24 protein-coding genes and 3 pseudogenes are annotated in these 22,807 nt (G+C 71.5%); 7 read left to right on the forward strand and 20 right to left on the reverse strand.

The features are described from left to right. Nucleotides 1-22: 22 nt before the first annotated feature. From OHA91_RS18290 to OHA91_RS18335, 10 genes and pseudogenes are all read right to left on the reverse strand, one after another. Nucleotides 23-1,234, reverse strand: a complete 1,212-nt coding sequence (locus OHA91_RS18290) for a PP2C family protein-serine/threonine phosphatase (protein ID WP_266499182.1) — start codon at nucleotides 1,232-1,234, stop codon at nucleotides 23-25. 562 nt (nucleotides 1,235-1,796) lie between these two features. Continuing rightward, a pseudogene (locus OHA91_RS18295) lies at nucleotides 1,797-2,302 on the reverse strand (hemolysin III family protein); the annotation flags it as partial. 298 nt (nucleotides 2,303-2,600) lie between these two features. After that, a complete protein-coding gene (locus tag OHA91_RS18300; RefSeq protein ID WP_328739622.1) occupies nucleotides 2,601-5,030 on the reverse strand; it encodes a heavy metal translocating P-type ATPase in 2,430 nt (809 codons plus the stop codon). 216 nt (nucleotides 5,031-5,246) lie between these two features. Continuing rightward, nucleotides 5,247-5,513, reverse strand: a complete 267-nt coding sequence (locus tag OHA91_RS18305) for an SHOCT domain-containing protein (protein ID WP_209441537.1) — start codon at nucleotides 5,511-5,513, stop codon at nucleotides 5,247-5,249. Next, a pseudogene (locus OHA91_RS40045) lies at nucleotides 5,510-5,878 on the reverse strand (hypothetical protein); the annotation flags it as partial. The gene OHA91_RS18305 and the pseudogene OHA91_RS40045, both read right to left, overlap by 4 nt. 135 nt (nucleotides 5,879-6,013) lie before the next feature. Beyond that, on the reverse strand, nucleotides 6,014-6,457 hold the full coding sequence (locus OHA91_RS18315) for an NUDIX hydrolase (protein WP_031154831.1): 444 nt from the start codon (nucleotides 6,455-6,457) through the stop codon (nucleotides 6,014-6,016). Between the two features lie 31 nt (nucleotides 6,458-6,488). Continuing rightward, complete coding sequence (locus OHA91_RS18320) at nucleotides 6,489-6,650, reverse strand: hypothetical protein (protein WP_328739623.1); 162 nt, start codon at nucleotides 6,648-6,650, stop codon at nucleotides 6,489-6,491. Between the two features lie 8 nt (nucleotides 6,651-6,658). Continuing rightward, a complete protein-coding gene (locus tag OHA91_RS18325) occupies nucleotides 6,659-7,063 on the reverse strand; it encodes an SDR family NAD(P)-dependent oxidoreductase (RefSeq protein ID WP_328739624.1) in 405 nt (134 codons plus the stop codon). 266 nt (nucleotides 7,064-7,329) lie between these two features. Continuing rightward, complete coding sequence (locus tag OHA91_RS18330) at nucleotides 7,330-8,007, reverse strand: response regulator (protein WP_266499197.1); 678 nt, start codon at nucleotides 8,005-8,007, stop codon at nucleotides 7,330-7,332. Further along, nucleotides 8,004-9,131, reverse strand: coding sequence for a sensor histidine kinase (locus tag OHA91_RS18335; protein ID WP_328739625.1), 1,128 nt, complete (start codon nucleotides 9,129-9,131; stop codon nucleotides 8,004-8,006). Before OHA91_RS18335 ends, OHA91_RS18330 begins: the two co-directional genes overlap by 4 nt. A 196-nt stretch (nucleotides 9,132-9,327) precedes the next feature. Between OHA91_RS18335 and OHA91_RS18340 the strand changes: the two genes are divergently transcribed. Continuing rightward, entirely contained in the window at nucleotides 9,328-9,756 is a 429-nt protein-coding gene (locus OHA91_RS18340) for a DUF6223 family protein (protein WP_328739626.1), read from the forward strand. 26 nt (nucleotides 9,757-9,782) lie between these two features. On the opposite strand, the pseudogene OHA91_RS18345 reads toward OHA91_RS18340, so the two are convergent. From OHA91_RS18345 to OHA91_RS18355, 3 genes and pseudogenes are all read right to left on the reverse strand, one after another. Next, nucleotides 9,783-10,257 (reverse strand): annotated as a pseudogene (locus tag OHA91_RS18345) (amino acid permease); the annotation flags it as partial. Then, nucleotides 10,179-10,376 (reverse strand): hypothetical protein, encoded by a 198-nt coding sequence (locus OHA91_RS18350; RefSeq protein ID WP_328739627.1) that lies wholly within the window; start codon nucleotides 10,374-10,376, stop codon nucleotides 10,179-10,181. The pseudogene OHA91_RS18345 and the gene OHA91_RS18350, both read right to left, overlap by 79 nt. Before the next feature lie 26 nt (nucleotides 10,377-10,402). Further along, a complete protein-coding gene (locus OHA91_RS18355) occupies nucleotides 10,403-11,614 on the reverse strand; it encodes an NAD(P)/FAD-dependent oxidoreductase (RefSeq protein ID WP_031154820.1) in 1,212 nt (403 codons plus the stop codon). A gap of 204 nt (nucleotides 11,615-11,818) precedes the next feature. Here OHA91_RS18355 and OHA91_RS18360 point away from each other — a divergent pair, with 204 nt between their 5' ends. Beyond that, a complete protein-coding gene (locus tag OHA91_RS18360; protein ID WP_031154819.1) occupies nucleotides 11,819-12,460 on the forward strand; it encodes a TetR/AcrR family transcriptional regulator in 642 nt (213 codons plus the stop codon). A gap of 522 nt (nucleotides 12,461-12,982) precedes the next feature. On the opposite strand, the gene OHA91_RS18365 is transcribed toward OHA91_RS18360, so the two are convergent. Then, complete coding sequence (locus tag OHA91_RS18365) at nucleotides 12,983-13,459, reverse strand: cupin domain-containing protein (protein WP_266499217.1); 477 nt, start codon at nucleotides 13,457-13,459, stop codon at nucleotides 12,983-12,985. A 343-nt stretch (nucleotides 13,460-13,802) separates the two neighbouring features. On the opposite strand from OHA91_RS18365, the gene OHA91_RS18370 reads away from it, so the two are divergent. Beyond that, nucleotides 13,803-14,009, forward strand: a complete 207-nt coding sequence (locus OHA91_RS18370; RefSeq protein ID WP_078959477.1) for a hypothetical protein — start codon at nucleotides 13,803-13,805, stop codon at nucleotides 14,007-14,009. A gap of 45 nt (nucleotides 14,010-14,054) precedes the next feature. On the opposite strand, the gene OHA91_RS18375 is transcribed toward OHA91_RS18370, so the two are convergent. Beyond that, nucleotides 14,055-14,552 (reverse strand): DUF5994 family protein, encoded by a 498-nt coding sequence (locus OHA91_RS18375; protein ID WP_328739628.1) that lies wholly within the window; start codon nucleotides 14,550-14,552, stop codon nucleotides 14,055-14,057. 280 nt (nucleotides 14,553-14,832) lie between these two features. On the opposite strand from OHA91_RS18375, the gene OHA91_RS18380 reads away from it, so the two are divergent. The 4 genes from OHA91_RS18380 (at nucleotide 14,833) to OHA91_RS18395 (ending at nucleotide 16,310) form a co-directional block, all read left to right on the forward strand. Then, entirely contained in the window at nucleotides 14,833-15,408 is a 576-nt protein-coding gene (locus OHA91_RS18380; RefSeq protein ID WP_031154807.1) for a DUF5994 family protein, read from the forward strand. Between the two features lie 5 nt (nucleotides 15,409-15,413). Then, nucleotides 15,414-15,602, forward strand: a complete 189-nt coding sequence (locus OHA91_RS18385) for a hypothetical protein (protein ID WP_328739629.1) — start codon at nucleotides 15,414-15,416, stop codon at nucleotides 15,600-15,602. Between the two features lie 56 nt (nucleotides 15,603-15,658). After that, nucleotides 15,659-15,937: a hypothetical protein gene (locus tag OHA91_RS18390; RefSeq protein ID WP_051893426.1), complete on the forward strand. Its 279-nt coding sequence runs from the start codon at nucleotides 15,659-15,661 to the stop codon at nucleotides 15,935-15,937. A gap of 61 nt (nucleotides 15,938-15,998) precedes the next feature. Next, complete coding sequence (locus OHA91_RS18395; RefSeq protein WP_051893425.1) at nucleotides 15,999-16,310, forward strand: hypothetical protein; 312 nt, start codon at nucleotides 15,999-16,001, stop codon at nucleotides 16,308-16,310. A gap of 60 nt (nucleotides 16,311-16,370) precedes the next feature. Here the strand turns inward: OHA91_RS18395 and OHA91_RS18400 are convergent, their stop codons facing one another. The 5 genes from OHA91_RS18400 to OHA91_RS18420 all read right to left on the reverse strand — a co-directional run bounded on the left by OHA91_RS18400 (nucleotide 16,371) and on the right by OHA91_RS18420 (nucleotide 22,806). Continuing rightward, nucleotides 16,371-17,639 (reverse strand): ATP-binding protein, encoded by a 1,269-nt coding sequence (locus OHA91_RS18400; RefSeq protein ID WP_328739630.1) that lies wholly within the window; start codon nucleotides 17,637-17,639, stop codon nucleotides 16,371-16,373. 157 nt (nucleotides 17,640-17,796) lie between these two features. Then, nucleotides 17,797-19,074: an MFS transporter gene (locus OHA91_RS18405; RefSeq protein WP_031154796.1), complete on the reverse strand. Its 1,278-nt coding sequence runs from the start codon at nucleotides 19,072-19,074 to the stop codon at nucleotides 17,797-17,799. Continuing rightward, the gene (locus tag OHA91_RS18410) at nucleotides 19,074-20,942 is read right to left on the reverse strand and encodes a phenylacetate--CoA ligase family protein (protein WP_245240209.1); all 1,869 of its coding nucleotides are present in this window, start codon (nucleotides 20,940-20,942) and stop codon (nucleotides 19,074-19,076) included. Before OHA91_RS18410 ends, OHA91_RS18405 begins: the two co-directional genes overlap by 1 nt. Then, entirely contained in the window at nucleotides 20,939-22,228 is a 1,290-nt protein-coding gene (locus OHA91_RS18415) for an aminotransferase-like domain-containing protein (protein ID WP_328739631.1), read from the reverse strand. Before OHA91_RS18415 ends, OHA91_RS18410 begins: the two co-directional genes overlap by 4 nt. After that, entirely contained in the window at nucleotides 22,228-22,806 is a 579-nt protein-coding gene (locus tag OHA91_RS18420) for a hypothetical protein (RefSeq protein ID WP_051893424.1), read from the reverse strand. Before OHA91_RS18420 ends, OHA91_RS18415 begins: the two co-directional genes overlap by 1 nt. Nucleotide 22,807 lies beyond the last annotated feature (1 nt).

Consider the following 22,807-nt stretch of genomic DNA (forward strand, 5'->3'; position numbering starts at 1 on the left):
AAGCTGGGTTGGGGACGGAGTGCTATTCAGGCGCTGACGCTTCTGTGAGATCCGCCCCGGCGTCAGCGCTGCGCGTGGCCTGATGGGTGCCGTGCCAGTCCAAGCACATGACCGTGGCGTCGTCCTGGAGCCGGCCACCGTGGGCGTGCAGCACCGCTGCGACCAGGGCCCGGGAGGCCTCGCGGGGGTGGAGGTCGGCTGTGCGTACGATCAGGGAGGGCAGGTCGGCATGCACAGCGCGGCGCTCGAGCATGCCGTCGGTGAGCATCACGAGCCGGTCCCCCGGTTGCAGGTCCAGCCGCTGCACACGGTAGGCGGTACGGGGCTGGACACCGAAGGGTAGGTCCACCTCGGGAATCATCACGTCAACCGTCCCGTGTCGCAGGCGCAGCGGCCAGGGGTGCCCCGCGTTGATGAACTGGGTGGTCCCGTCGAGCAGGCTGACGTGGAGCAGCTGCCCGGTGACGAAGCCCTGCCTGCCGTTGTCGATGACTGCCTGGTTGGCCTCGTGAGCCTGCTCTTCGAGCTCGGCGCCGGCGCGTCTGGCTCTGCGGAGGGCGCCCACGGCCAGGGTGGCGAGGAGGGCGGCCTCCACGTCGTGGCCCATGGCGTCGGTGACGGAGAGCTGCATGGCGTCGCGGTCGACGACGTAGTCGAAGGTGTCACCGCCGACGTGCGTCGCCGGTTCCAGTGCTCCGGCGACCGTGAACTGGGCCGCCTCACATGCCAGTGAGGCGGGGAGGAGCCGGTGCTGGATTTCTGCAGCCAGGTTCAGGGGCCGAGTGCGGCGGCCCCATTGGTAGACGTCGGTGAAGGACCGGTTGGCGATGACGATGTAAGCCAGGGCGTGCGCGGTCGCGCCAATCTGCCGCATCGCGTCCTCGTCGGGATGATCCGGCAGGAAAAGCTCGAGCATGCCGATGGCGTCGCCGCGGTTGGTGACCGGCGCCACGACCCTGACGGGGCCACCGCCGCTCTGTCGCTGCAGGGCAGGCCGTTGTGTGCGTAGCACGTCCCCGTAGAGGGTGCCGGGCAGAGCGATGCGCTCAGGGGGCTCGTCGGACTCGACGCTGTCAGACGCGCCGAGCCGCACCACCGACGACCCGGTGAAGTCGACGATCAGGAACGAGACCGCTGCAGCGTTCAGACGGTCCCGGAGCATCCGCGCCACAACGTCCAGTGATTCGACCGGGGAGGCGGCTTCCGCCGCCGCGAGCGCGCCGGCCAGGTCCATCTCCGTCTGCCGCTCGCAGTCGACGCGCCCCCGACGGTCGTCTGTGTCCCCAACCTCAGTTGGTGGCATGGCCGCTCCTCTCCTCCTCCGACGTCGTGGGATCCGGTCTCGCCACGAGAACTGCGCCCTGACCCTGTTCCCGGAGCGCCCGAGGCCTTGCGGTCGTCCACTGCTGCCTCGTCGAAGGCTGCTCCGTGCATCCGAGGGACCCGCTGGGCCGACCGGTTCTCAACCCTGCCCGAGCACCCGCACGCCGGGTGTCTGCTGCTGCCGGTGCAGGCCGTACTGCCTGCCTGGTTCACCCGAACAGCGCACCGGCCCCACACAGGGGATGTCGGCGGAATCGGTGTGTATGCGCTGGTGAGACGCCACCGGGCAGCGTGCCTCGACTCTCGACTTCGCTAACCGCCGCACGGCTGCCGGCGTCGTGCGCACCTCCGGAATCCTCTGAGGACTCGGTTGCGCGGTCCACACCGGGGCATGGGGATGGACGAATCAAGTCAGCGGTGTGGCTGTGGCCGCCACCTTCGAGCCGAGGATGAGGAGACGGAGTTGTGAGCGGGACACGGAAGGCGATGCCGGCCAGAGCGCCCGCCCACACGATCCACAGCAGGACGGACCGCTGGTCAGGGGGAGAAGGAGTACGGCGAGCGGGGTGCAGGTGCCGGCGATGATCAGGAAGATGTTCGCGTGGTCGAGGCGGCGCAGAACAGCCTCACCGAGTGGTCCCCAGGTGCCGAGGTGGTAGACGGCGCTCGTCCCGAACAGCAGCCAGGCGGTGACGGAGTACACGGTGCAGGCCAAGACTGCCTGCGGTGTCCCTGCCAGGCAGATGAGGACGATGCCCGCGCCCAGCGATGCGGGGACCATGCCGGCGTGAAACCAGCCCCGTAGCTTCGGCTTGATCGGTTCGACCAGCTCGGCCGCCCGCTCGACCAGGTCGGCAACCGGGTGGGAGTCCTCGGAGGCCTTCTCACGGTGCGATCCGGAGAGAGGGCCACTTGCCTCGTTCCCTCCGACCGTCGGTGCGGAAGACACACCGCCGGTTTCGATGTCGTCGCGGGACACTGCTTCCCTTCCTGCCTCGGACTGCTGGGCGTCACTGGCAACCATGTGCTCATGCTGGGAGCCCCCGCAGCAGCATGGTCCGAGGCCTGCCTCGGACCACCGGGCCGGCACCGCCGGCCGTGGCCTGTTCAGCCGCCCCGTGGTTCCGGTCCTGGGAGCATGCCGCCAACTGGGGCCGTGGAAGCCGTGCAAGTCGGCGAGCCATGGGAACGATCAGGGTCCCCCGAACGGGCCTCTCCGCTCTCCTACGTTTGCTGTAGGACGCACTCGTACCCGGCGCAGCGCGGCCTCGGCCCGGTCACGGGCCATGGTCATCGCCTCCATCTGCCGGGTTCGCAGGAACCGGGCGGGGCAGGCGGAGGCGTTTGAGGGCGAGGGCGTTGACGGCGACGATGATGCTGGATCCGGACATGGACAGGGCGGCGATCTCGGGGCGGAGGACCAGGCCGGTGGCGGGTTCGAAGATGCCTGCGGCGATGGGCAGGGCGATGGCGTTGTAGCCGATGGCCCAGCCGAGGTTCTGGCGCATCTTGCGCAGGGTGCCGCGGCCGAGGCGCAGGGCGGTGGGGACGTCCAGTGGGTCGGAGCGCATCAGGACGAGGTCGGCGGTCTCGATGGCGACGTCGGTGCCGGCGCCGATGGCGATGCCGAGGTCGGCCTGGGCGAGGGCGGGGGCGTCGTTGACGCCGTCGCCGACCATGGCGACCTTGCGTCCGCCGCGCTGGAGCTCGGCGATGGTGGCGGCCTTGTCGCCGGGAAGGACCTCTGCGATGACGGTGTCGATGCCCAGGCGCTGCGCGATCCGTTCGGCGGTGGCGTGGTTGTCGCCGGTGAGCATGACGACCTCGACGCCCAGGGCGTGCAGCTCGGTCACGGCGGCCGAAGAGGTCTCCCGTGGTGCGTCGGCGATGCCGATGAGGGCGGCGGCCAGGCCGTCGATCGTGGCGATGACGACGGTGCGGCCGGTGGCTGCGAGCTCGTCCCGCCGGGCGGCCAGCGGGCCGAGGTCCACGCCTTCGCGTTCGGCCAGTCGGCGGTTGCCCACGGCGATCCGGTGGCCGTCGACCACGGCGGTCGCCCCGTGGCCGGGCACGTTCTCGAAATGCCGGGCCTGTGCCGGACCCACGCTGCGCGACTCGGCGTGGCGTACGACCGCCTCCGCCAGCGGGTGCTCGGATTCCCGCTCGACCGCCGCGACCAGCCGGACGATCTCGTCCTCGTCGCGGCCGGGTGCGGTGATCACCTCGGTGACCTCGGGTTCGCCCTTGGTGAGGGTGCCGGTCTTGTCCATGACCACGGTCTGGATCCCGGCAGACGCTTCCAGGGCCATCGCGTTCTTGAACAGGACACCCCGCTTGGCCCCCAGGCCGGTGCCGACCATGATCGCGGTGGGAGTGGCCAGGCCCAGCGCGTCCGGGCAGGTGATGACGACCACGGTGATCGCGAACAGCATCGCGCTGCTGAAGGGCCGATCGGACGCCAGAAGCCAGACAGCGAGGGTGAGTCCGCCGCCGACCAGGGCCACGAAGATCAGCCAGAACGCGGCGCGGTCGGCGAGCCGCTGGCCCGGGGCCTTGGAGTTCTGGGCCTCCTGGACCAGCTTGACGATCTGGGCCAGTGCGGTGTCCGCGCCCACCCTGGTCGCCCGTACCCGCAGGGTGCCGTTGGCGTTGAGGGTGGCACCGACCACGGCTGAGCCCGGCGCCTTGTGCACCGGCAGGCTCTCCCCCGTCACGGTCGACTCGTCGACCTCACTCTCGCCCTCCTCCACGAGCCCGTCCGCGGCGATCTTCGCGCCGGGGCGTACGAGCAGCAGGTCACCGACGGCCACCTCGGCGGTGGCGATCTCGACGGGTTCGCCGTCCCGCAGGACGACGGCCTTGGGCGGGGCGAGGTCCAGCAGCGCGCGGATGGCGTCGTTGGCGCCACCGCGGGCGCGCATCTCGAACCAGTGGCCGAGCAGGACGAAGGACGCCAGGACGGTGGCGGCCTCGTAGAAGACCTCGCCGCCGCCGGTGAGGGTGACGATCAGCGAGTACAGCCAGCCCGCGCCGACGGCGACCGCCACCAGCACCATCATGTCCAGCGTTCCGGCGCGCAGGGCACGTACGGCACCGACGAAGAAGATCGAACACGAGTAGAAGATCACCGGCAGGCTCAGCAGGAGCGCCCACACGTCCTGACGGAGCCCGAACGGCACGGGCGCGTGCCAGCCGAAGACCTCCTCGCCGATCGGGGACCAGACCACGATCGGAATGGAGAAGATCACCGCGACGAGGAAGCGGTTGCGCATGTCGGCCACCATGGCCGCCATCGACATCCCCGCATGACCGCCATGGCCCATCGCCTCATCGGGTGACGGCACGCCCTCCGGTTCGTGCCCCGCGGGCGCGGGGCGCACGACTTCGGCTGCCCTCGCGGGACCGGGCGGATCCGGCTCGTCCATCGGGTCGCAGATGTGGGCCGGCACCGACTGGCCGGCGCAGTGGTAGCCGCACTCGGTCACCCATCCGCGCAGCTCCGCCAGCGAGGTCCGCCGCGGGTCGAAGACCACGGTGGCCGACTGCGCCACCGGGTTCACCTCTACGTCCATCACACCCGGCCGACGGCCCAGCACAGCAGCGACGGTGTTCTGCTGGGTGGCGCGGACCATGCCCCGCACGTCCAGCACTGCCGTCCTGCGCTCTTTGCCCACATCGCTCGGCTCGGAATCCCGCGGGTGTCGCATGACCGTTCACCTCCCCGGTACGTCGGTGGCCCGTTCGGTCAGAGCATTCCCTTCCGGCAGCCTGTGGCCAGCGCGGCGGCCCCGCAACGGCAGCGCGGCCCCCGGTAAATTCGGCGGCCTCCGTGACAGTGATGCGGGTCTGAACGTGCCCGCCACGCCCGGCCCGCTGTAGCGCGGGAGCAGTCACTTCCGTCCGGGGCCTGCGCCCGCGCACCTTCATGGTTTCGGGTCGGGCCCGGCCTGGCGCAGGGTGCCGAGGCGGCGTCGGTAGTCGTCCTCGTCGATCTCGCCACGAGCGAGCCTGGCGGCCAGGATCTGCTCGGGAGGCGGCGTCGCAGGCTCGTGAGTGTGCTCCTGGGGGCGGGCAAGGGCCCGGAAGAGCAGCACCGCAACAGTGATGATCAGCGTCCAGAAGAGAATCATGCTGGCAGACATCGCGAACCAGCCCCAGCCGCTGATGTCGTGGTCGTACCAGAACATCATGACCATGCACCTCCCCGAGGGGCACGACAGCCTTCACTCACATCATCCAGGGCCGCCCCACTACTGGCAGGGGCCGAATGGTCCCCGATCACGGGCCACGCAGCCCCTCGACTGGGTTGCATGCCGAGGGGCTGCGTGGGCGCACGGAGCGCTTCCCGCGCAAGCTTCGGCTTCGGCGACGCCTTCTGGCGGGCGGCGCGCACCGTGGTGTGGCGCAGGTCGTAGAAGCGGAAGTCCTTCGGCAGGCCGACCTTCGATCGGGCCTTGGCCCAATTGCGGCCGAAGGACGTGCGCCGGAACGGCGCTCCCTTCTCTCTCCCCACACACACCACGAACAGCAGCCCGTCGGGCTCCTTCTCCGCGAACGAGAAGGCCGAACTCGATCGGCTGCTCGGCCTCATGATCGAGCCCGCTCGTTCCTTTACTCCGTACGCCTTCTGACCAATGCCACCGGGGCCAACGCATTTCAGCGTTGGCCCCGGTGGCATGTCCGCATGGCCCTACGACCAGAACACGGCCCCAGCTCCGAGCGTGCCGGCACCGATGGCACCCCGCAGGACGTAAGCGATCTCCTCTGGCTTGAGGTCGATGCCGTCGAGCCCCTCCACGCTCAGCGGAATCTCCTCCAGCGCGTATTCGCCGCGGCCCTCGGCGCTGAACTCAGGGCCGGTGCGGTCTTCGAAGGACCACGTCGTGATGCGGGCGAGGTAGAAGAGCTGACGCTCCTTGTCGGATTCCATGGTGTGGAAGAGGCGGATGATGTCGGCTTTCCCCGCGATCTCCTCGTGGATCTCGCGGTGGAGGGCCGCCTCACGGGACTCGTCGCTGGCTTCGACGCCACCCCCGGGGAGCACCCAGTACTCGGGGACGTCCGGCTTGGTGCGGCGGATGACCAGCATCGTGTCGTCCGCGGTGACGAGGACGGCTCGGACTCGTTCGATCATTCGGCTTTGTCTCCTTTGCTTGTTGGCGGTCTCAGTGCAGCAGCCAGCCGCCGTGGTCGTGGACGGATTGCCCAGTGATGAACGACGCGGAGGGGCCCGCCTGCGCCGTGCTGTACGCGACGAGGTTGGTGCGGCCAGCGCGGGCGTTGACGCTGCCGATGCTCACGATCCGGCCCCAGCAGCGTTCGATCATGCCCGGGGTCAGGGCGTGGCAGGTGCGGTAATGGGCGGTGAGGTCACGTCGAGGAAGTAGTTCCAGGCGGCTTCGTCGGTCTCCTGCCAGGGCACGCCGGGGTAGGAGCCGGCGTTGTTGACGAGGATGTCGACGGGGCCGATCTCGGCGCGGACGAGGTCGGCCGTGGTCTGCACGGCGATGGGGTCGGTCAGGTCGGCGTTCACGGCGATGCCTGGGCTTCCGTCGCGCTCGAAGGCGGCGAGGAGGACGTGGGGTTCGGAGTCCTGGCCGAGGTGGTTGACGGCGACGGTGGAGCCGGCGGCCGCGAGGGCCCGTCCGATCTCGGCGCCGATGCCGGTGGCTCCGCCGGGGACGAGGGCCGTCCGCCACACCAACCCCACGGGCGGCGGCCACGACGGGGAACTCACCACCGGGCAAATCGCCCGCCTGACCAGCCTCCGCGACAAAGCCCTCTCGGCCGCGAGCCAGGCCGGCCTCGTCAACAACCTCAACGACGCCCTCGCCTGGGGCATCTTCCCCCCCCTGCTCTTCGCCGCCCGCGGCCTGTCCAGCCGGATGCCCGGTGTCCGTCACATGGGCAGTCTGACTGCCCCAAGAGGCCGTACAGAGACGGGATCTGAGATCCGTCCGAGCCTCTGATCGCACATCACAGCACGCGACGAGCCTTGCAACGCATCTACCCGAGGTGGGGTGGCGAGCTGCGCGGGGTTACCAGGCCGGCTTCGTAGGCGAGGATCACGAGCTGGGCGCGGTCGCGGGCGTAGAGCTTGGTCATGGCGCGGTTGACGTGGGTCTTCGCGGTCAGCGGGCTGATCACCATGCGAGCCGCGATCTCGTCATTGGACAGGCCGTGCGCAACCAGAACGACGGCCTCCCGTTCTCGGCCGGTCAGTTCTTCCAGCCCCGGCCCCGTGTTGGTGGGGAGCGGCTGGGTGACGTACCGGTTGATCAGTTTGCGGGTGATCGAGGGGGCAAGGAGGGCGTCGCCGCGCGCGGCCACGCGGACAGCGTGCAGGAAGTCCTCCGGCACGATGTCTTTGACGAGGAATCCGGCGGCGCCGGCGGACAGGGCGTTGAAGACGTATTCGTCCAGGCCGTAGTTGGTGAGGATGACGACGTGGACGCAGGCCAGTGCCGGATCGGCTGCGATGCGCCGGGTCGTCTCGATGCCGTCGAGGACCGGCATCTGGATATCGACGAGTGCGATGTCGGGCAGGTGCTCTCTGGCCAGCGCCAGGCCCTCCTGGCCGTTGGCGGCCTCGGCCACGACCTCGATGTCGTCTTCGAGGGCGAGGAGCGCGCGGAATCCGCTGCGGATGAGCGGCTGGTCGTCGACCAGCAGGACACGGATCACGATGCTCGTTCCACGGGGAGTTCGGCCCGGACGGTGAAGCCGCCCTCGTCGCGCGGCGCCGCCCGGAGGCGACCGCCGAGGGCGGTGACCCGCTCGCGCATCCCGAGCAGTCCGATGCCGGGCACGGGGGCGGTGTCCGGCGTGGCCTTGCCGTTGTCGTCGACCTGGAGGGCGACACCGTCCGGACGGTAGTCGATGCGGACCGACGCCGTGGTCGCGTCCGCGTGACGGGCGATGTTGGTGAGCGACTCCTGGACGATCCGGTAGACGGTCCGACCCACCGCGGCCGGCACGTCATGCGGCTGGCCCTGGGTCGTCAGGGTCGCCTGCAGACCGGTCTTGCCGTGCCGTGCCACCAGTTCGGGGATGTGGTCGAGACCGTGCGGTGGGCTGGTGTCGTCGTCGCGGAGCGCCTCCAGTGTGGCGCGGAGTTCCCGGGACGCTTCCCTGCCGGCTTCCCGTATCGCCAGCAGGGTTTCCGGGACCGGTTCGCCGCGCTTGCGGGCCACGTGGACGGCGACTTCGGACTGCACCTTGATGACCGAGATCTGATGGGTGAGCGAATCGTGCAGCTCTCGCGCGATGTGCAGCCTTTCCTCGTCGGCACGTCGTCGCGCGGTCTCCTCGCGGGTGCGTTCGGCTTCGTCGGCTCGCTGCTCGGCCTGCCGGAGGGCTTCACCGGCGGCGCCGGCGGCGATGAGCCAGGCGATTTGGAGGGCGCCCCGGGCCTGCGCGAACGCCTCGCCCTTGTCGTGCAGGCCCGATATCAGGGCCGCGAGGGGGAGAGAGGCCAGCACGGCCACGCTGGTCACCACCGTGACGAGGCGGTGCCCCGCCCGCATGGCCGCGTACACCGCGAAGAGGAACGCGACGGCCGCCACGTCGAACCCCGCCGCTTGATACCCCACCGCACACAGCCCGGTGACGGCGAGGACGGGAACCGGAGCCCGCCGTCCGGCGGCGAGAGCCAGGCCGCCCACCGCCAGCAACACGTATCCGAGCAGGTCGAGTCCTGTGGCGGAGTGCTGCCCGGACAGCCCGGTGAACAGCAGCGCTGCCGCCACGCCCATGGCCATCAGCCAGTCTCTGACACCGGCCCGAACGCGGAACGGTCCTTTGCTCATGGGCGCACCGTAGCCCGGGGACGCCGCAGTCGAATCCCGCTCGCGGACGAGCACCCGGTACCACGCACGCAGTAGCTCCGCAGCACGTGCCGCGTCCGTGGTAGCGCGAAGTGCCTGCGCCTGCCGGACGACCGGCCAGGGGCCCGGCCGACATGCTCGAAGCGCATCCAGTCGTGGGAAGAGAAGGAGCACCCTGATGTCCGCTCGTCGCCTGTTCGCCGCCGCCCCGGCCGCCCTGCTCGGCGGGCTCGGCATTGCCCTTGCCACACCTGCGGCAGCGCACGCCTCGGTCCAGCCCGTCGCCGCTGGCGTCACCGACTTCAGCCTCGGGAGGCTCGGAGCCACCACCGGCGGGCTGCTGGGGCTGGCTGCCGTGGTCATCGCCGTGCTGGCGACGACCCGGCCCGCCGGTCGTCTCGGCATTGCCAACGGGTCGCTCGGGGCCACGGCGGCGATAGTGGCAGGGCTGATCGCCATGGCTCTCGGCGGGTTGGTCGCGGCCACCGCTGACGGTGGACTCGGCACCGGCAACGGGCTTGGCGGCGCCTACGTGGCTCTGCTGCTCGGGCTGGCCGGCACTGCCCTGGGCGGGCGGGCTCTGACCCGCTCCCGCCGCGCCCGTTGACCACCCCGGATACGTGCTCGCGACGGTCACGCGCTGCGGGCGGCCACCACACGCCGTACCCCGTAGGCAGCGGCGCCGGCGGCCAGCACCGCGGCGCCGGACATCACCGAGGGGGCCGGGAGGGCGAAGGCGAGGACGAGGAGGCCGACCAGCCCGACGACCGGGATGATCCGCGCCGGTCGGCCCTCGTCCGGGGCGAGGGTCCAGGCGGAGGCGTTGGCGACGGCGTAGCGGGCGGGCACGCCGAAGGAGGAGAAACCGATCGCCCCGCGTACGTCTGCACTCGCGGCGAGCACGGCCACTACGGCCCCGACCACGAGTTCGGCGCGGTGCGGCACCTGGAACTTCGGGTGGATGGCGGCAGGGCGTGCGGCAGGTACCGGTCGCGGGCCATGGCCAGGTCGTGCGGGAGACCCCGAGGATCAGGGCGAGGAGCGAGCCGAGCCCGGCCACGGCGGCGCCCACCCGTACGACCGGTACTTGGGTGCCTGCGCCCCCGGCACACCTGTCGGTATCGGCGCGTGGAACACCACGTCCGACTCGACGACCCCGTCGATCGTCTTCGAGATGACCTCCGGATCGCCGCTGTTCACGGCATCGTGGAAACGGCCGAACGCCATCCTGTCGTCGCCTTGCGCCCCGATGCTCACGGCGCGGCCACCGCCACCGGCGCTTCGGCCTGCCCGGCTTGCGCGGCCTGGAGCAGTCGCTGTCGCGTGGCGCCTCCCGAGAGGCGGTGCAGGCGGTACGCGCCGGGCTTGCCCGCCTCGTCGGCCAGGTGCTTGACGACGCCCGTGCACACCGTCTCCTTGAGCTTCGCGCCCAGGCGGCCGTCGATGTTGAACCACACCGCGACGTCGGCCCGGTTGGCGAACTGGAAGATGCCGTCTGCCCGGCCCAGGCTGATGCACTGGGCGGCGAAGGACTGGTTGAGGGTCTCGGGCCGCTCACCCGCGATCCGGGCCAGCACCGTGTCGGCGGCGCGCGCGCCCATCGGCATCGCGGCCTGGCAACTCATCCGCAGCGGCAGGCCCGACGGCGCCGCCGAGTCCCCGGCGGCGATGATACGTACGTCGTCCACGCTGGTCAGCGTCTCGTCCGTGAGCAGCCTGCCCAGGGCGTCGGTGCTCAGCCCACTGCGCACTGCCAGGTCCGGTACGCCGAAGCCGACGGTCCAGATGGTCACCTCGCTCGACAGCGTGCGGCCGTCGGCGAGCCGTACGGCGTCGCGGGTCACGGCCGTAACCTTCGTGCCGGGGCCGTCGAGGACGGTCACCCCGAGTCTGGCCAGCCGCCGGGCGACCGAGCGCCGGCCCCGGGGGTGCAGGTACGGGCCGAGCTCCCCGCCGCACACCAGCGTCACGGCGCGGCCCGCCCCCGAAAGCTCGGCGGCGGTCTCGATGCCGGTCGGACCGGCTCCTACCACCGTCACCGCGGCCGTCGCGGACGCGGCGTCGAGGACCGGCCGCAGCCGCCCGGCCTCCTCGAAGGTGCCGATGGGATAGGCGAACTCGGCCGCCCCGGGCACGCTCGGGTCGGCGCTGCCACTGCCCACCGCGTAGACCAGGTAGTCGTAGCCGACCGTGCCGCCGCCCGCCAGCTCCACGGCACGCCCGGCCGAGTCGATCCGGGTCACGCTGTCGACCACCAGCCGTACGCCCTCGGCCAGGACCTCCCGGTAGCCGACGACCGCCGTGTCGGTCCCGCCCACCAGCTGGTGGAGGCGGATGCGGTGGACGAAGTCCGGGCGCGGATTGACCAGCGTCACCGTCACGTCACCGCGCTGCGTCAGACGGTTGGCCGCCATGACGCCCGCGTACCCTCCGCCGACCACGACCACATCGGTGTTCTCGTTCATGGTGCGTCCTCCACTTCAAGGGGTCGGCCTCAAGACACCGACGCCCCGGTTCCTGTGACAGGTACGGCTGAACTGGCCTGCCCCGCCATCACGTTCACGACTGTGCGCTCCCTGCACTGCTGTGCAGCGACTGCATGAAGATATACTTATCCCCTGAGGGGGCGTCAAGACCCCACCGACCCGATCCGGGAGCGAGAGGCCACGATGACCAGTGACGATCCGGTCCGCCGCGGCGGGCGTGAAGCGCAGCGCCGCCGCACCCGCAAGGCGATCGTCGACGCGGCGGTCCGGCTGAGCGCCGGCGGAGCGACGCCGTCGATCGACGAGATCGCGGCCGCCGCCGACGTGTCGCGGCGCACGGTCTACGCGTACTTCCCGAGCCTCGACCACCTGCTGATCGACGCGACCGCCGGCGCGCTCAACGAGCCCCCGGTCGAGGAGGCGCTGAACGACCCCGCACTGGCCGGCGACCCCGCGGGCCGGGTGGACGCCCTCATAAGGACGCTGTTGAAGTACTCACCGCAGTCGCTCCCCCTCGGCCGCCGACTGATCCGCCTGACCGTCGACCAACCGGCAGGCGAGACTCCGGAGCCGACCGGGCCGCGCCGCGGCCCCCGCCGGATCCAGTGGCTGGAGCAGGCCTGCGAACCGCTCCGCGACACCCTGAGCCAGGAGTCGTACCAGCGGCTGATCTCTGCCCTGACCATCGTGGTCGGCTGGGAGGCGCAGATCGCCCTGCGCGACGTCCGCGGTCTCGGCCCGGAGGCCGAGGAGGAGGCCATCACCTGGGCGGCGCGCGCCCTGGTAGAGGCGGCGATCAGGGAACACGAGGCGGACAGCCCGTAAGACGACGGCTCCCCACGCCGGCCGACACCGACAGCGGACCTCGCGGAGAGCAACTGCTACTACGGACTTCGAGGGGCAGGTTCCAGTCCCGCATGAGGGTCGTGCCGCAACGCGCCGGCCGGGACGGTACGCAGAGGTCACCAAGGGGGCCGACGAGACGGTCAGGCCACACCCGATGCCGACGGTTTCCACAGGCCAGAGCCCATTTCCAGGCTCAGGTACGGGGTGATTCCCAAACTCGTAGCGCGGGTTCGATTCCCGCCACCCGCTCCACGACGAAGCCCCAGGTCAACGACCTGGGGCTGGTTTGTCGTCCGGACCTCTCCGAGCCCGCGTTCCCTTCGCGTGCCTTAAGTTCCGCAACGGGGCGTCGGATTGGACGCCGAGTGGTCACTGACGGCCTCCCTCACCACCCCTGTTCGTCCCCTCCGCCGGGTCGCTCCGGCCGGAGCAGCGAGCCGGGGAACGCTCCTGTGGACGGTGGCGGTCGCGCTGGTGCCCGTCGCGATAAGCCCCAGCCGGTCAGGCGTGCTCGTCCGATGGCTGCTGGGCGGGCTGGACCGACCAGCTCGGCGGCTCGTCGTTGCCCGAGTCCTCGTCGCGCTCCGCGTCGGCGGCGGTCGCATGGATCTTGCCCGACGCGTGGTGGACCGGCGCGTATACGGCGTAGAGCTGCAGGGTCTCGTCACCGATGTTGGTGACGTTGTGCCACGTGCCGGCGGGCACGAAGATGGCCCAGCCATCCTCGACCTCCCGGTCGAAGTCGAGTCGATCCTTCGTGCGGCCCATCTGGACGCGGCCCCGGCCTGCGTCGAGTCGTAGGAACTGGTCAGTCTCCGGGTGGGCCTCCAAGCCGATGTCCTCACCCACCGGGATCGACATGAGGGTCAACTGGAGGTACTTCCCGGACCAGGCGACCGCGCGATAGTCCGTGTTCTCGAGCGTCGCCTTCTCCAGGTCGAAGCTTTGAGGTTCCGGCCCGATGTCCTTGATGGTCATGCTTGTCTCCCGGTCAACGAAGGCGGTACGCGGGACACGGTCGCGGTCTTGCGCCGGCCCACGTCAACATTCCCAGAGTCCTATGCCCTTCTGGCCACAAGCACGCGAGCCGCGACCGCTGAGCCCGAGCGGCCCGGTGGGCATCGGTTACCGACCATGGCGGAACTTTCGGACCAGGACGGCTCCTCTTGCTGTCCTTCATGGAGGACGTCGACTCCCTCGACCCTGCTGCGATCGACGCGCAGCGCCACGACGCGCAGTCGACGTGATGCGGACCTCCGCGGGGCGTGGCAGCGTGATCCGAGAGGAATCCCGTACCCCCGCGCACAAGAGGAGCGCCGTCATGGACGGTACGCAGGACAAGCGTCAGGAGCCGGACAAGAGCCGGGGCAGCCAGGCGCAGGAACACCATCGAGCAGGTGACCCCGCGCAGCCCCGACCGGGCAGGCAAGCCCGTGAACAGGGGCGGAAGTCCGGGCAGAAGGAGAGTCCGCGGCGCCGCGAGGACGACCTGCTGCGTGAGGAGGACCTGCACGACGAGGGGCTCTGACCAGGGGCGCCGCACGCCCGGAGCACCGGTCGCCGTGGATCGGGGTCAGCCGTCGGCGGCGACGTCGTCCCCGGGTTCGGGCGTGGTGGCGACGAGTATCTGAGCGGCCTGCGTGATGTTGTCGGCGCGGACGGCGCTGGCCATCGCTTCGCGGGCGGCGTCGGTGGCGGTGTCCGGCGGAACCACCAGCAGGGCGAAGTGGTCGTTGTGGCCGCGCGTGATGAGCACGGTGTCGTCGCCGACCGGATCCGGGTCGAGGTGCACGACCCGGCCGTCGACGACCAGGCGGGCCGGGAGGCCGTTCCAGGCGGACGCGTCCACGCCCACCCGGGTGATCGGGCCGAGGTGCCCGGTCAGGACACTGATCAGCGCAGGCAACTCGGTTTCGATGTCGCGGGTCCGCGGCCACCAGGCGCCGTCGAGGAGCCCCTCCCGGGAATGCGTGGTCTCCAGCCGCAGCACGGCCGCGCCCGGCCGGATCGCATGGTGGATCGCGTCCGGCAGGAGCAGTGGGGGCGTGTGGGGGGTCTCGGAGTCAGCCATGTGGGTTCACCCGTCCAGGGGCTGCGGCCGTACTGCGTCGCAGGTCGGCACCGGTGCCGTTCGGACGACGTCCGCAGACCGGTGGTCCTTTCACGGTACTCCCGCCGCCCCCACCACCGCCCGTCGGAAAATACCTGGTCAGAAGGCCCGAACCGAGCTGAACAGGCGTACAGTGAAAGCACCGGGAGTACTTCGCACACCGGCTTTCACGCGGGTGTCATTTCCGGCGATCGCCTAAAAACCGGGCTGCCGACGGGCAGTCCGGGGGCAGGTCCACACCATGACCACCACCCTTGACCGGACCGAGCCCCGCGACCTCGCCGCAGAGCCCCCGGTCCGCTTGTCCCTCACCCCCAGAACCACGCTCGCCGGCCAGCTCGACGGGGCCTGGTGGCCCTACTCCCGCGACCTCGAAGCCGAGCTCCCGGCGCTCGCCGCCGCCCTGGAGGCACCCTGGGGCCGCGTCACCCGCGTCACCGTGAATCCCGCCCGCTGGCCCGTCGTACCGCACACGGTCGCCGCGTGCGGGCGCGTGCTGCACGTGGGCTGGTTCACCGAACAGGACCCCGACAAGCTGATCCTGCTCTCCTACACCATCGGCCGCTGGGACCTCCTCGTCGTCCCGCCCGAGACCGCACCCGCGGCTGCGGCCCGCCTGATGACCGCCGCGGCGATCCCGGGCAGCGTCCTCACCGCGGGCGTCCTGATGGCCAACGAAGCCGTCATCGGACGCGGCGCCCGCGACGCACGCCGCCGGGAAGCCGCCTGGGAGGACGAGGGCGGGGCCTGCATGACCACCTTCGGGGAGCCGTTCGGACGAAGCGCCCTCCCGCTGTCCGCGAACGGCTGGAGGTGAGCTCCGTGGAGACCCTCGTCCTCATCGCCGTGATCGTCCTCGCGATCGCCGTCGGCATGCGCTGGATCCACCTGCTCAACGCCCAGCACGACGCGCGGATCTCGGCCTACCGCTTCAGCGAACCCATGCCGAGACCTCCCGGCCTGCCCGGCAACACCGGTCGTCGGGGCCGACACACGGATGCCGACCGTTGAGGAACTCCTCCTCCGATCAGCGGCCTTGAGCCCACTGCGAAGGGAACCACGCCCACGTGAAGTCCATCGAGACCCGGACCGGGACCGAAACACTGCCGTCGCTCGGGCACGCCGAGGTACGGATCATCGCGCACACCCCCGAAGCCGCCCGAGCCGTCGCGGAAGCCCTCCGCGGCTGCTTCGCCGGAGCGGAACAGCGCAGCTATCCCGGCCTCGACGGCGCCACCCGCCTCCACCTCACCGTGGACACGGCGACCCCCGCCGGCCCTGCCGGCTCACGGCAGTCCGCCATCGGGACCCCCGCCGGCATCGGCGCACACTCCGACGAGATCTGAGCAGCGGAGACCGGCCCCGGAGCCCGCCGCACACTCCACACCCACACGAAAGGACGCGGTCATGGCCACGCTGCGCGAACGCAAGACCTACCGCGACCAGGTGCTCCGGGTCCTGTACGAAGCCGTCGAAGGCAACCGCCTCCTCGGCATCACGGGATCGCAGTTGCGGCGCGACCTCCACGTGCCGGAACAGGACTTGGCCGCCGCCTGCACCTACCTGGCCGGCGAGGGACTGATCACCGTCGACTGGGAACCCGGCAACACCCCCGCGATGGTCACTCTCACCCACGAGGGAATCCGGCACATGGAGGCCGAGGAGGAAGGGACCCCGCAGGCGGTGCCGGGCGCCGACGGCCCGGCGCGATCGGCATGATCGACGGGATCGACGGGATCGACGGGATCGACGGGACCTGCGTGACCGACGGGACGACCGCTAGATGCGGGCGAACTTCTCGGTCTGGTGGGCGAACTCCTGGGCCATGGCCGCGCTGACCGTGGGCCTGGTGCCGCCGATCGTGCGCAGGTAGTCCTCCGTGGTGGGGCGGGCCCGGGCTCCGGTGTCGAAGGTGCGCTCGAACTGGACCTGGGAGACGGTGCGCGCGACATGGGCGATGTCGGCAGGAGTGAACCCCTCGCTGGCGGACGCCAGCGCCTGGCTGTCGGCCTCCGCGCCCGCCCGGGTCAGATAGCTCTCCCACAACGCGGTCCGCGCGCGGTCGTCGGGCGGGCCGATCGGCAGCACGTAGTCGAAACGGCCGTGCCGCAGGAACGCGGAGTCGAGCGTGGTCACGTCGTTCGTGGCGCAGACGAGCAGCCGTCCGTCCTGGCCCCGGAACCGGACGATCGCCTTGAGCAGTTCGTTGACGACGCCGACGGCGGTCGCGTCCGCGCCGCTCCGGGTCCCCGCGATCTCCTCCACCTCGTCGATGAAGACCAGGACGTGATCGAGGCGGGCGATCTCGTCGAAGCGCCGGTTCAGTCCGCTCGCCAGGCCGTACTCGGCGGCCAGCCGGGCGGGGAACAGTTCGAGGAAGGGCCATCCCAGACGGCTGGCGATCGCGTGCGCGAACGTGCTCTTGCCCGTTCCGGGCGGGCCGAACAGCATCACCGCCCGCGGCAGTTCCACCCCGTGCTGGGCGGCCATTTCGGGGTGGGCCAGTGGCAGGACCAGGCGCCGCTCGATGAGCTCCTTCTCCTTCTGCATGCCCGCGACCTTCCGCCACAGTCCCCCGGGCGGCAGCTCGGCGCCCAGCGAAGCGAGCATGCCGACCGCCTGCGGGGTCACCCGCCCGCGCTTCTCGAAGAAGACCAGGCCGGGCCGGGCGCCGAAGCCGCAGTTGTGCAGGGCGGTGGCACCGGTCTCACCGTCGGGCAGGACAGCGTGGACCGTGCGGACACCACCGGCGAACAGCCGGTCTTCGAGGGCCGTGATCAGGTCGCTGCCCAGCCCCCGGTGCCGCCAGGCCGGCGCCATGCTGATGCGCAGGATCCACGCCCGGTCACCCTCCACCCTGCTCACGGCAGCGCCGACGACCTCCTCGTCCGCGGTGGCCACCACCGCCGGGTGGAGGGCCTGGAGGGCCGCCACGGTGTCCGAGAGCGGAAAGAGCGGTGACTCTTCGGCCGTGCCGCTCTCGGCGTCGACTCGGAGCACCGCTTCGAGATCGTCCTGGGTGTAGTCCCTGACACGCCACCCCGTCATGGTCAGCTCCGCGTGTTCGGCCGTACTCCCATCATCGGCCGACGCGAGCCGGGGCGCGCGCGGCGGCGGCCGCGGCCTCCGTCCGCCGGGGCGCACGCGGTCGACGAACACGGCAGGCCCAGGTCGGTGACCTGGGCCTGCCGGCGCGGCGGGCGGGTCAGCCCACCGCGACCGCAGCCGAGGGCCGGGCCTCCCCCCGTACGGGTCCCGCCTCCGTTGCGGTGGTCGTCCGCGGCCGGTGGTGGCGGGCCACCACGAGGCCGCCCAGCGCGAAGAGCGTCATGGTCGCCGCCACGCTCCAGAACCCGGCGCCGAGCGAGCCGGCGGCGAAGTGGCCCACGACCGGCATGAGGGCCGCCGTGCCCAGGCCGATGGCGAGCAGCCGCAGTGACGCCATCTTGGCCTTGTCGCCCTCGGCCGCGTACTGCTGGAGCGAGGTCAACAGCCAGGTGAGGCTGTTGAGGTTGGCGAATCCCGCCAGGAAGAAGGCGGCGAAGTGGACCGCGCCCGTCCCGCTCAGCGCCAGCATGGCGGCCGCCGCGGCCTGGCCGAGCAGCCACACCGGCAGCAGGCGCTGCGAGACGAGGTACCGGGTCAGGAACGAGGCGCTGATCATTCCGGCCGCGAAGGTGGCCTCCAGCGCCGCCACGTACCATCCCCGGCCCCCGTGGAACTCGGCGGTCAGGGGGATGACCAGGGTGCTCAGGCCCTGGGCGAAGAGGAAGTCCCCGCCGCACAGCACGATCATGAGGAAGACGGTCCGGTCGTCCCGGTGGCGGACCAGCATCCGCCGCCACTCGCCCACGGTGCCCGCCACGGCCCGGGCCAGCCGGCGCGCGGAGACGGGCGGATTGCCCTCGTCGGCCGTCAGACGCATCCGGCTCACCATGAGGGCGCAGCACAGCGACATCAGGACGTCGATCGCCAGGGCCTGCTCGGCGGTGCCCCAGGTCAGGATCAGGCCGAGGAGGGCCATCCCGCTCAGCGCCCCGGCCTGGAAGGCCACACCGATCATGCTGTTGAAGCGGGTGGCGTGGTCCTGGGCCACGTGGTGCGCGGTCAGCTTGAACAGCGCCGACCGCTCGACGTTGTCGAAGACGGCCAGCAGCGCCGACGCCGCCACGATCCAGGGCACCGCGTCGTTGCCCGGCATCAGGGCCGCGACGCCCACGATCAGCGCGACGGTACCTGCCCGGCCCAGCCCGCAGAGCGCGTACACCCGCTTGGAGTCGAGGGCGTCGACCAGCGGACCGCACACCGGCAGGACGCACAGGGCCGCCACGCCCTGGAGGGTCAGCACGAACGCGAAGGCGGCCGGGCTGCCGGTACGGCCGTACAGCAGCTGCCCCATGGCGAGCGTGTGGATGCCGACACCGACGCTGGAGAGGGTGATCACGCCCAGCATGGTGCGCGCGACCCGGTCGTTCCTGAGCATCACCGCACCCCGTCCAGTCGGCGGTCGATGACGTTCTTGACCTTGCCGCTGACTGCGTTGCGCGGCAGCCCGCCCTCCGCGAGGCAGTCGATCCTGAGCTCGTACGCGTCCAGCGCGGCGTCGAAGTCCTGGTAGCCGCCCAGCACCGCGAACTCCTTGACCAGCAGCTCCCGTACGGCTTCGGGTTCCGGCGGGCAGGGGGCCTCGGTGCGCAGCGTCAGGATCTCCCGGCTGCCCTCGGTGGCCACCTCGATCTGGAGCTGCGAGACGCCGAAGGGGGCGAGGGCGTCGAAGACCTCGCCGTAGAGCACCGTTTCGCCCTTGAAGCGGACCAGTCCGTCGGAGCGGCCCAGGTACTCCAGCACGCGCCCCGACACCCCGCAGGCGCAGCTGTGCTCGTACGTGCGGCCCATGTCGCCGATGCGGTACCGGATCAGCGGGCCCTCGAACTTCTGCAGGCCCGTGACCAGCAGCTCGCCCGTGGTCCCCTCCGGGACCGGCCGGCCCGCCGCGTCCACGACCTCGATGAGGTTGTAGTCGTCGTTGACGTGGTGCACGGTCCCGCCGAGGAACCCGCACTGGTAGCCGAGCTGCGCACCGTCGTTGGCGGCGAGGATGCTGGAGACCACGCGAGCGCCCAACTCCTGGCGCAGCCAGGTCTTGTCGGTCTCGGTCATCGGGGTGCCGCCGTAGATCACCTTCTCGACGCGCAGCTCGGGGCGGCGCTTCTTGGCGTCGCGCAGCAGCGGCAGGATGAGGGCGGGCATCCCGAGGATCACGTTGGCGTCGAAGCGCCCGGTGAGCATCAGCAGATCGTCGACGGTCACGAACTGCGCGGTCGCGTACGACTCCACGGGCATCCGGGACAGCTCGCTGAACGTGGTGGTCAGCCCGCCGTACATGCCGCCGCCGAACAGCGTGTTGACGATGCGGTCGCCGGGTTCGAGTCCCAACGCGTACAGCATGGGGACGGCCTCGCGGACCATGTTCTCCCAGTCGGTGCGCGAGTAGACGATGTAGCGCGGCTCGCCGCTGGTCGCGCCCGAGCGCAGCACCTCTCCTGTGGCGGGGTCCCCGCTGCTCAGGTCTCGGCTCGCGGGCAGCGAGTGCGCCTCCAGCGCGGCCTTCTCCAGGACGGGGAGCCGGGTGAGGTCGCCGTCCGCGCCCACGTCGGGCAGCTCCCGGTAGTACGGGGTGCGCCGGGCGCGCGCGACGAGGTAGCGCAGGCGCGCCGCCAGCCGGCCCGTGCGCTCGTCATGGTCCTCGCTGCGGGCCTGGTCCAGGGAGGTGCCCGGCAGGTGCCGGAGCCGGAACAGCCCCTGCGTCCAGGCGGCCCGGCAGTCCACGGCGAGGTCCGCGCCGGCCGGGAGCGCCGGAACCGCCAGCGGATCCCCGGGCGCGGCGGCGCCGGGTCCGGTCACCTGCCCCGCCGGCAGCGGAACGCCGGCCTCCCGCAGCGCCGCCATGACCTGCTCCCACAGCTGCGGCCGCGCCGAGCGCAGCGTCACCCGGTTGCCCAGGGCCCACGCGAGCAGCAGGCCGCGCAGGGTCGCCTCGGCCAGCCGGTCGTCGAGGACGACGGTCCCCACCGGGTGCAGCTGAAGGACGTCGTCGCTGTCGGTCAGCGGCTGCCACGGGTACTGGCAGACCCCGCCGAGCAGCCGGTCCAGCCCTTCGAAGAGCCGCCCGCTGTCAAACCGGCGCAGCGGGTCGGCGACGCCGGCCTGCCGCAGCCGGGCGTCGAGCGGGGCGAGGGCGCCGGACGCGAGGGCGCGCTCGACGTGTTCGACGGCCAGCAGCAGGTCGGTGGGGTAGTGCCTCATGGTCATGTCCTCGTCGTAGGTGTGGGTGGCTGCCGGACGTCTCATCGCCGTCCCCGTGCTTCGAGGCGCGCGGTGACCACCGCGGCCAGCCGGCGGACGCCCTCGTCGATCTGTTCCGCCGACGGGTAGGAGAAGGAGAGCCGCAGGTGCCGGGCTCCCCGGCCGTCCGCGTAGAAGCCGGTGCCGGGGACGAACGCGACCCCCGCCGCCAGCGCGTGGGGCAGCAGTTCCCGGGAGTCCAGGCCCTCGGGGAGCGTCATCCAGATGAAGAAGCCGCCGTCGGGCACGGTCCACGACACCCCGGCGGGCATCGAGGCGGAGAGGGCGCGCAGCATGGCGTCCCGCCGGGCGCGGTAGCCCGCGCGGAAGCCGGCGAGCCGGTCCTGCCACGGCTGGGTGCGCAGGTAGCGGTCCACTGTCAGCTGGGCGAGCGCCGAGTGGGAGAGCATGGCGCTCTCGGCGGCGAGCACCAGCTTGCGGGTGAGGGCGGCGGGCGCGTGGACCCAGCCCACCCGCAGGCCCGGCGCCAGCGTCTTGGAGAAGGAACCGAGGTAGACCACCCGCTCGGGGTCGTCTGCGCACAGGGCCCGCGACGGCGCGCCGTCGTAGTGCAGCAGGCCGTACGGGTTGTCCTCCACCACCACGACCCCGGCCCTGCGGCAGACCTCCAGGATCCGCGCGCGGCGGCCCGCCGGGAGGGTGGCGCCGGTGGGGTTCTGGAAGGTGGGCACGGTGTAGAAGAACTTCGCGGGCCGCCCCTCGGCCGCCAGCCGGCGCAGTGTCGCGGCCAGTTCGTCCGGGACCACGCCGGCGCGGTCCATGGCGACCTGCACCACGTGGGCGCCGGCGGCCTTGAACGTACCGAGTGCGGTGACGTATGTGGGGCCTTCGGCGACGACCGTGTCGCCGGGGTCGAGCAGGACCCGGACCAGCAGGTCCAGGGCCTGCTGGGAGCCCACGGTGACCATGACGTCGTCCGGTCGGGCGGTGATCCCCTCGACCGCCATGACGTTGCAGATGCTTTCCCGCAGGCCCGGATCGCCCTGCGCCGCCCCGTACTGGAGCGCCGTCGGGCCGTGTTCGCGCACCACGTCGGCGACCGTCGCGGCCATGATCTCCTGCGGGAGGGCGCGGACGTCCGGCATGCCGCCGGCCAGCGAGACGATGCCGGGCAGGGCCGCCACGCTGAAGAGGGAGCGGACCTCGGAGGGCACCATGGCGTGGGCGCCGCGGGAGAAGTACCGCTCCCAGGGCACCGGCCCGCCGTCCGGCGCGGGCGGCTGCACCGTTCGTACGGCCGGTTCCGCTGTCAGTTCCATGGTCGGGCGCATCACTGTCTCCTGGGATGGGAAGGGCGGGTCTCGTCGCCCGCGGTGGCGTCGGTGGTCCCGGCCGACGTCAGGAGCCCCACCGTGTAGTCGCGCAGGACCCGGTCCTGCCGTGCGTGCAGCAGCGTCACGTCCCTGCGCGGACCGTCCGGGTCCCGGGTGACCAGGCACGCGGCCTGCCGGCGCAGCGCGTACGGCCGGGCGGCCGCGCCGTGGAAGGCGGCCGGGTCCGCGCGGGCCAGTTCGGCCCACTCGCGCTGGCCCTCGCCCAGCGCCGTACGCGCCAGACCCAGCAGGTCGGAGGCGCACAGTCCGGGGCGGAGGCCGGCCGGTTCGATCCCGCCGGCCGTCGTGGTGAGGTCCACGCAGACGGGACCGTCACCGGCCCCGTGCGCCGCCAGCTCCGCCAGCGCCGTCTCGACGGCCCAGTCCTGCTCCGCCCCCCGGCGCGGGAGCAGGAGGGCTCCGGGGAACTCGCACACGTCCGCCGCGGTCCCCCGTACGCTCCAGATGGCGCAGATCCGGTGGGCGGAGCCGAGCGTCACGACGCTGATGTGCAGTCCGGTACGGACGTGTGCCATG

The organism is Streptomyces erythrochromogenes (assembly GCF_036170895.1).
Classification (GTDB): domain Bacteria; phylum Actinomycetota; class Actinomycetes; order Streptomycetales; family Streptomycetaceae; genus Streptomyces; species Streptomyces erythrochromogenes.

Coding starts and splice junctions, on each gene's coding strand:
- OHA91_RS18315 (WP_031154831.1), bottom strand. CDS start 6,457: ATGATCGAACGAGTCCGAGCCGTCCTCGTCACCGCGGACGACACGATG.
- OHA91_RS18365 (WP_266499217.1), bottom strand. CDS start 13,459: ATGACCATCAAGGACATCGGGCCGGAACCTCAAAGCTTCGACCTGGAG.
- OHA91_RS18300 (WP_328739622.1), bottom strand. CDS start 5,030: ATGCGACACCCGCGGGATTCCGAGCCGAGCGATGTGGGCAAAGAGCGC.
- OHA91_RS18415 (WP_328739631.1), bottom strand. CDS start 22,228: ATGCGCCCGACCATGGAACTGACAGCGGAACCGGCCGTACGAACGGTG.
- OHA91_RS18410 (WP_245240209.1), bottom strand. CDS start 20,942: ATGAGACGTCCGGCAGCCACCCACACCTACGACGAGGACATGACCATG.
- OHA91_RS18380 (WP_031154807.1), top strand. CDS start 14,833: ATGACCACCACCCTTGACCGGACCGAGCCCCGCGACCTCGCCGCAGAG.
- OHA91_RS18420 (WP_051893424.1), bottom strand. CDS start 22,806: ATGGCACACGTCCGTACCGGACTGCACATCAGCGTCGTGACGCTCGGC.
- OHA91_RS18395 (WP_051893425.1), top strand. CDS start 15,999: ATGGCCACGCTGCGCGAACGCAAGACCTACCGCGACCAGGTGCTCCGG.
- OHA91_RS18370 (WP_078959477.1), top strand. CDS start 13,803: ATGGACGGTACGCAGGACAAGCGTCAGGAGCCGGACAAGAGCCGGGGC.
- OHA91_RS18400 (WP_328739630.1), bottom strand. CDS start 17,639: ATGACGGGGTGGCGTGTCAGGGACTACACCCAGGACGATCTCGAAGCG.
- OHA91_RS18355 (WP_031154820.1), bottom strand. CDS start 11,614: ATGAACGAGAACACCGATGTGGTCGTGGTCGGCGGAGGGTACGCGGGC.
- OHA91_RS18290 (WP_266499182.1), bottom strand. CDS start 1,234: ATGGACCTGGCCGGCGCGCTCGCGGCGGCGGAAGCCGCCTCCCCGGTC.
- OHA91_RS18405 (WP_031154796.1), bottom strand. CDS start 19,074: ATGCTCAGGAACGACCGGGTCGCGCGCACCATGCTGGGCGTGATCACC.
- OHA91_RS18305 (WP_209441537.1), bottom strand. CDS start 5,513: ATGATGTTCTGGTACGACCACGACATCAGCGGCTGGGGCTGGTTCGCG.
- OHA91_RS18360 (WP_031154819.1), top strand. CDS start 11,819: ATGACCAGTGACGATCCGGTCCGCCGCGGCGGGCGTGAAGCGCAGCGC.
- OHA91_RS18350 (WP_328739627.1), bottom strand. CDS start 10,376: ATGGCGTTCGGCCGTTTCCACGATGCCGTGAACAGCGGCGATCCGGAG.
- OHA91_RS18335 (WP_328739625.1), bottom strand. CDS start 9,131: ATGAGCAAAGGACCGTTCCGCGTTCGGGCCGGTGTCAGAGACTGGCTG.
- OHA91_RS18320 (WP_328739623.1), bottom strand. CDS start 6,650: ATGATCGAACGCTGCTGGGGCCGGATCGTGAGCATCGGCAGCGTCAAC.
- OHA91_RS18340 (WP_328739626.1), top strand. CDS start 9,328: ATGTCCGCTCGTCGCCTGTTCGCCGCCGCCCCGGCCGCCCTGCTCGGC.
- OHA91_RS18375 (WP_328739628.1), bottom strand. CDS start 14,552: ATGGCTGACTCCGAGACCCCCCACACGCCCCCACTGCTCCTGCCGGAC.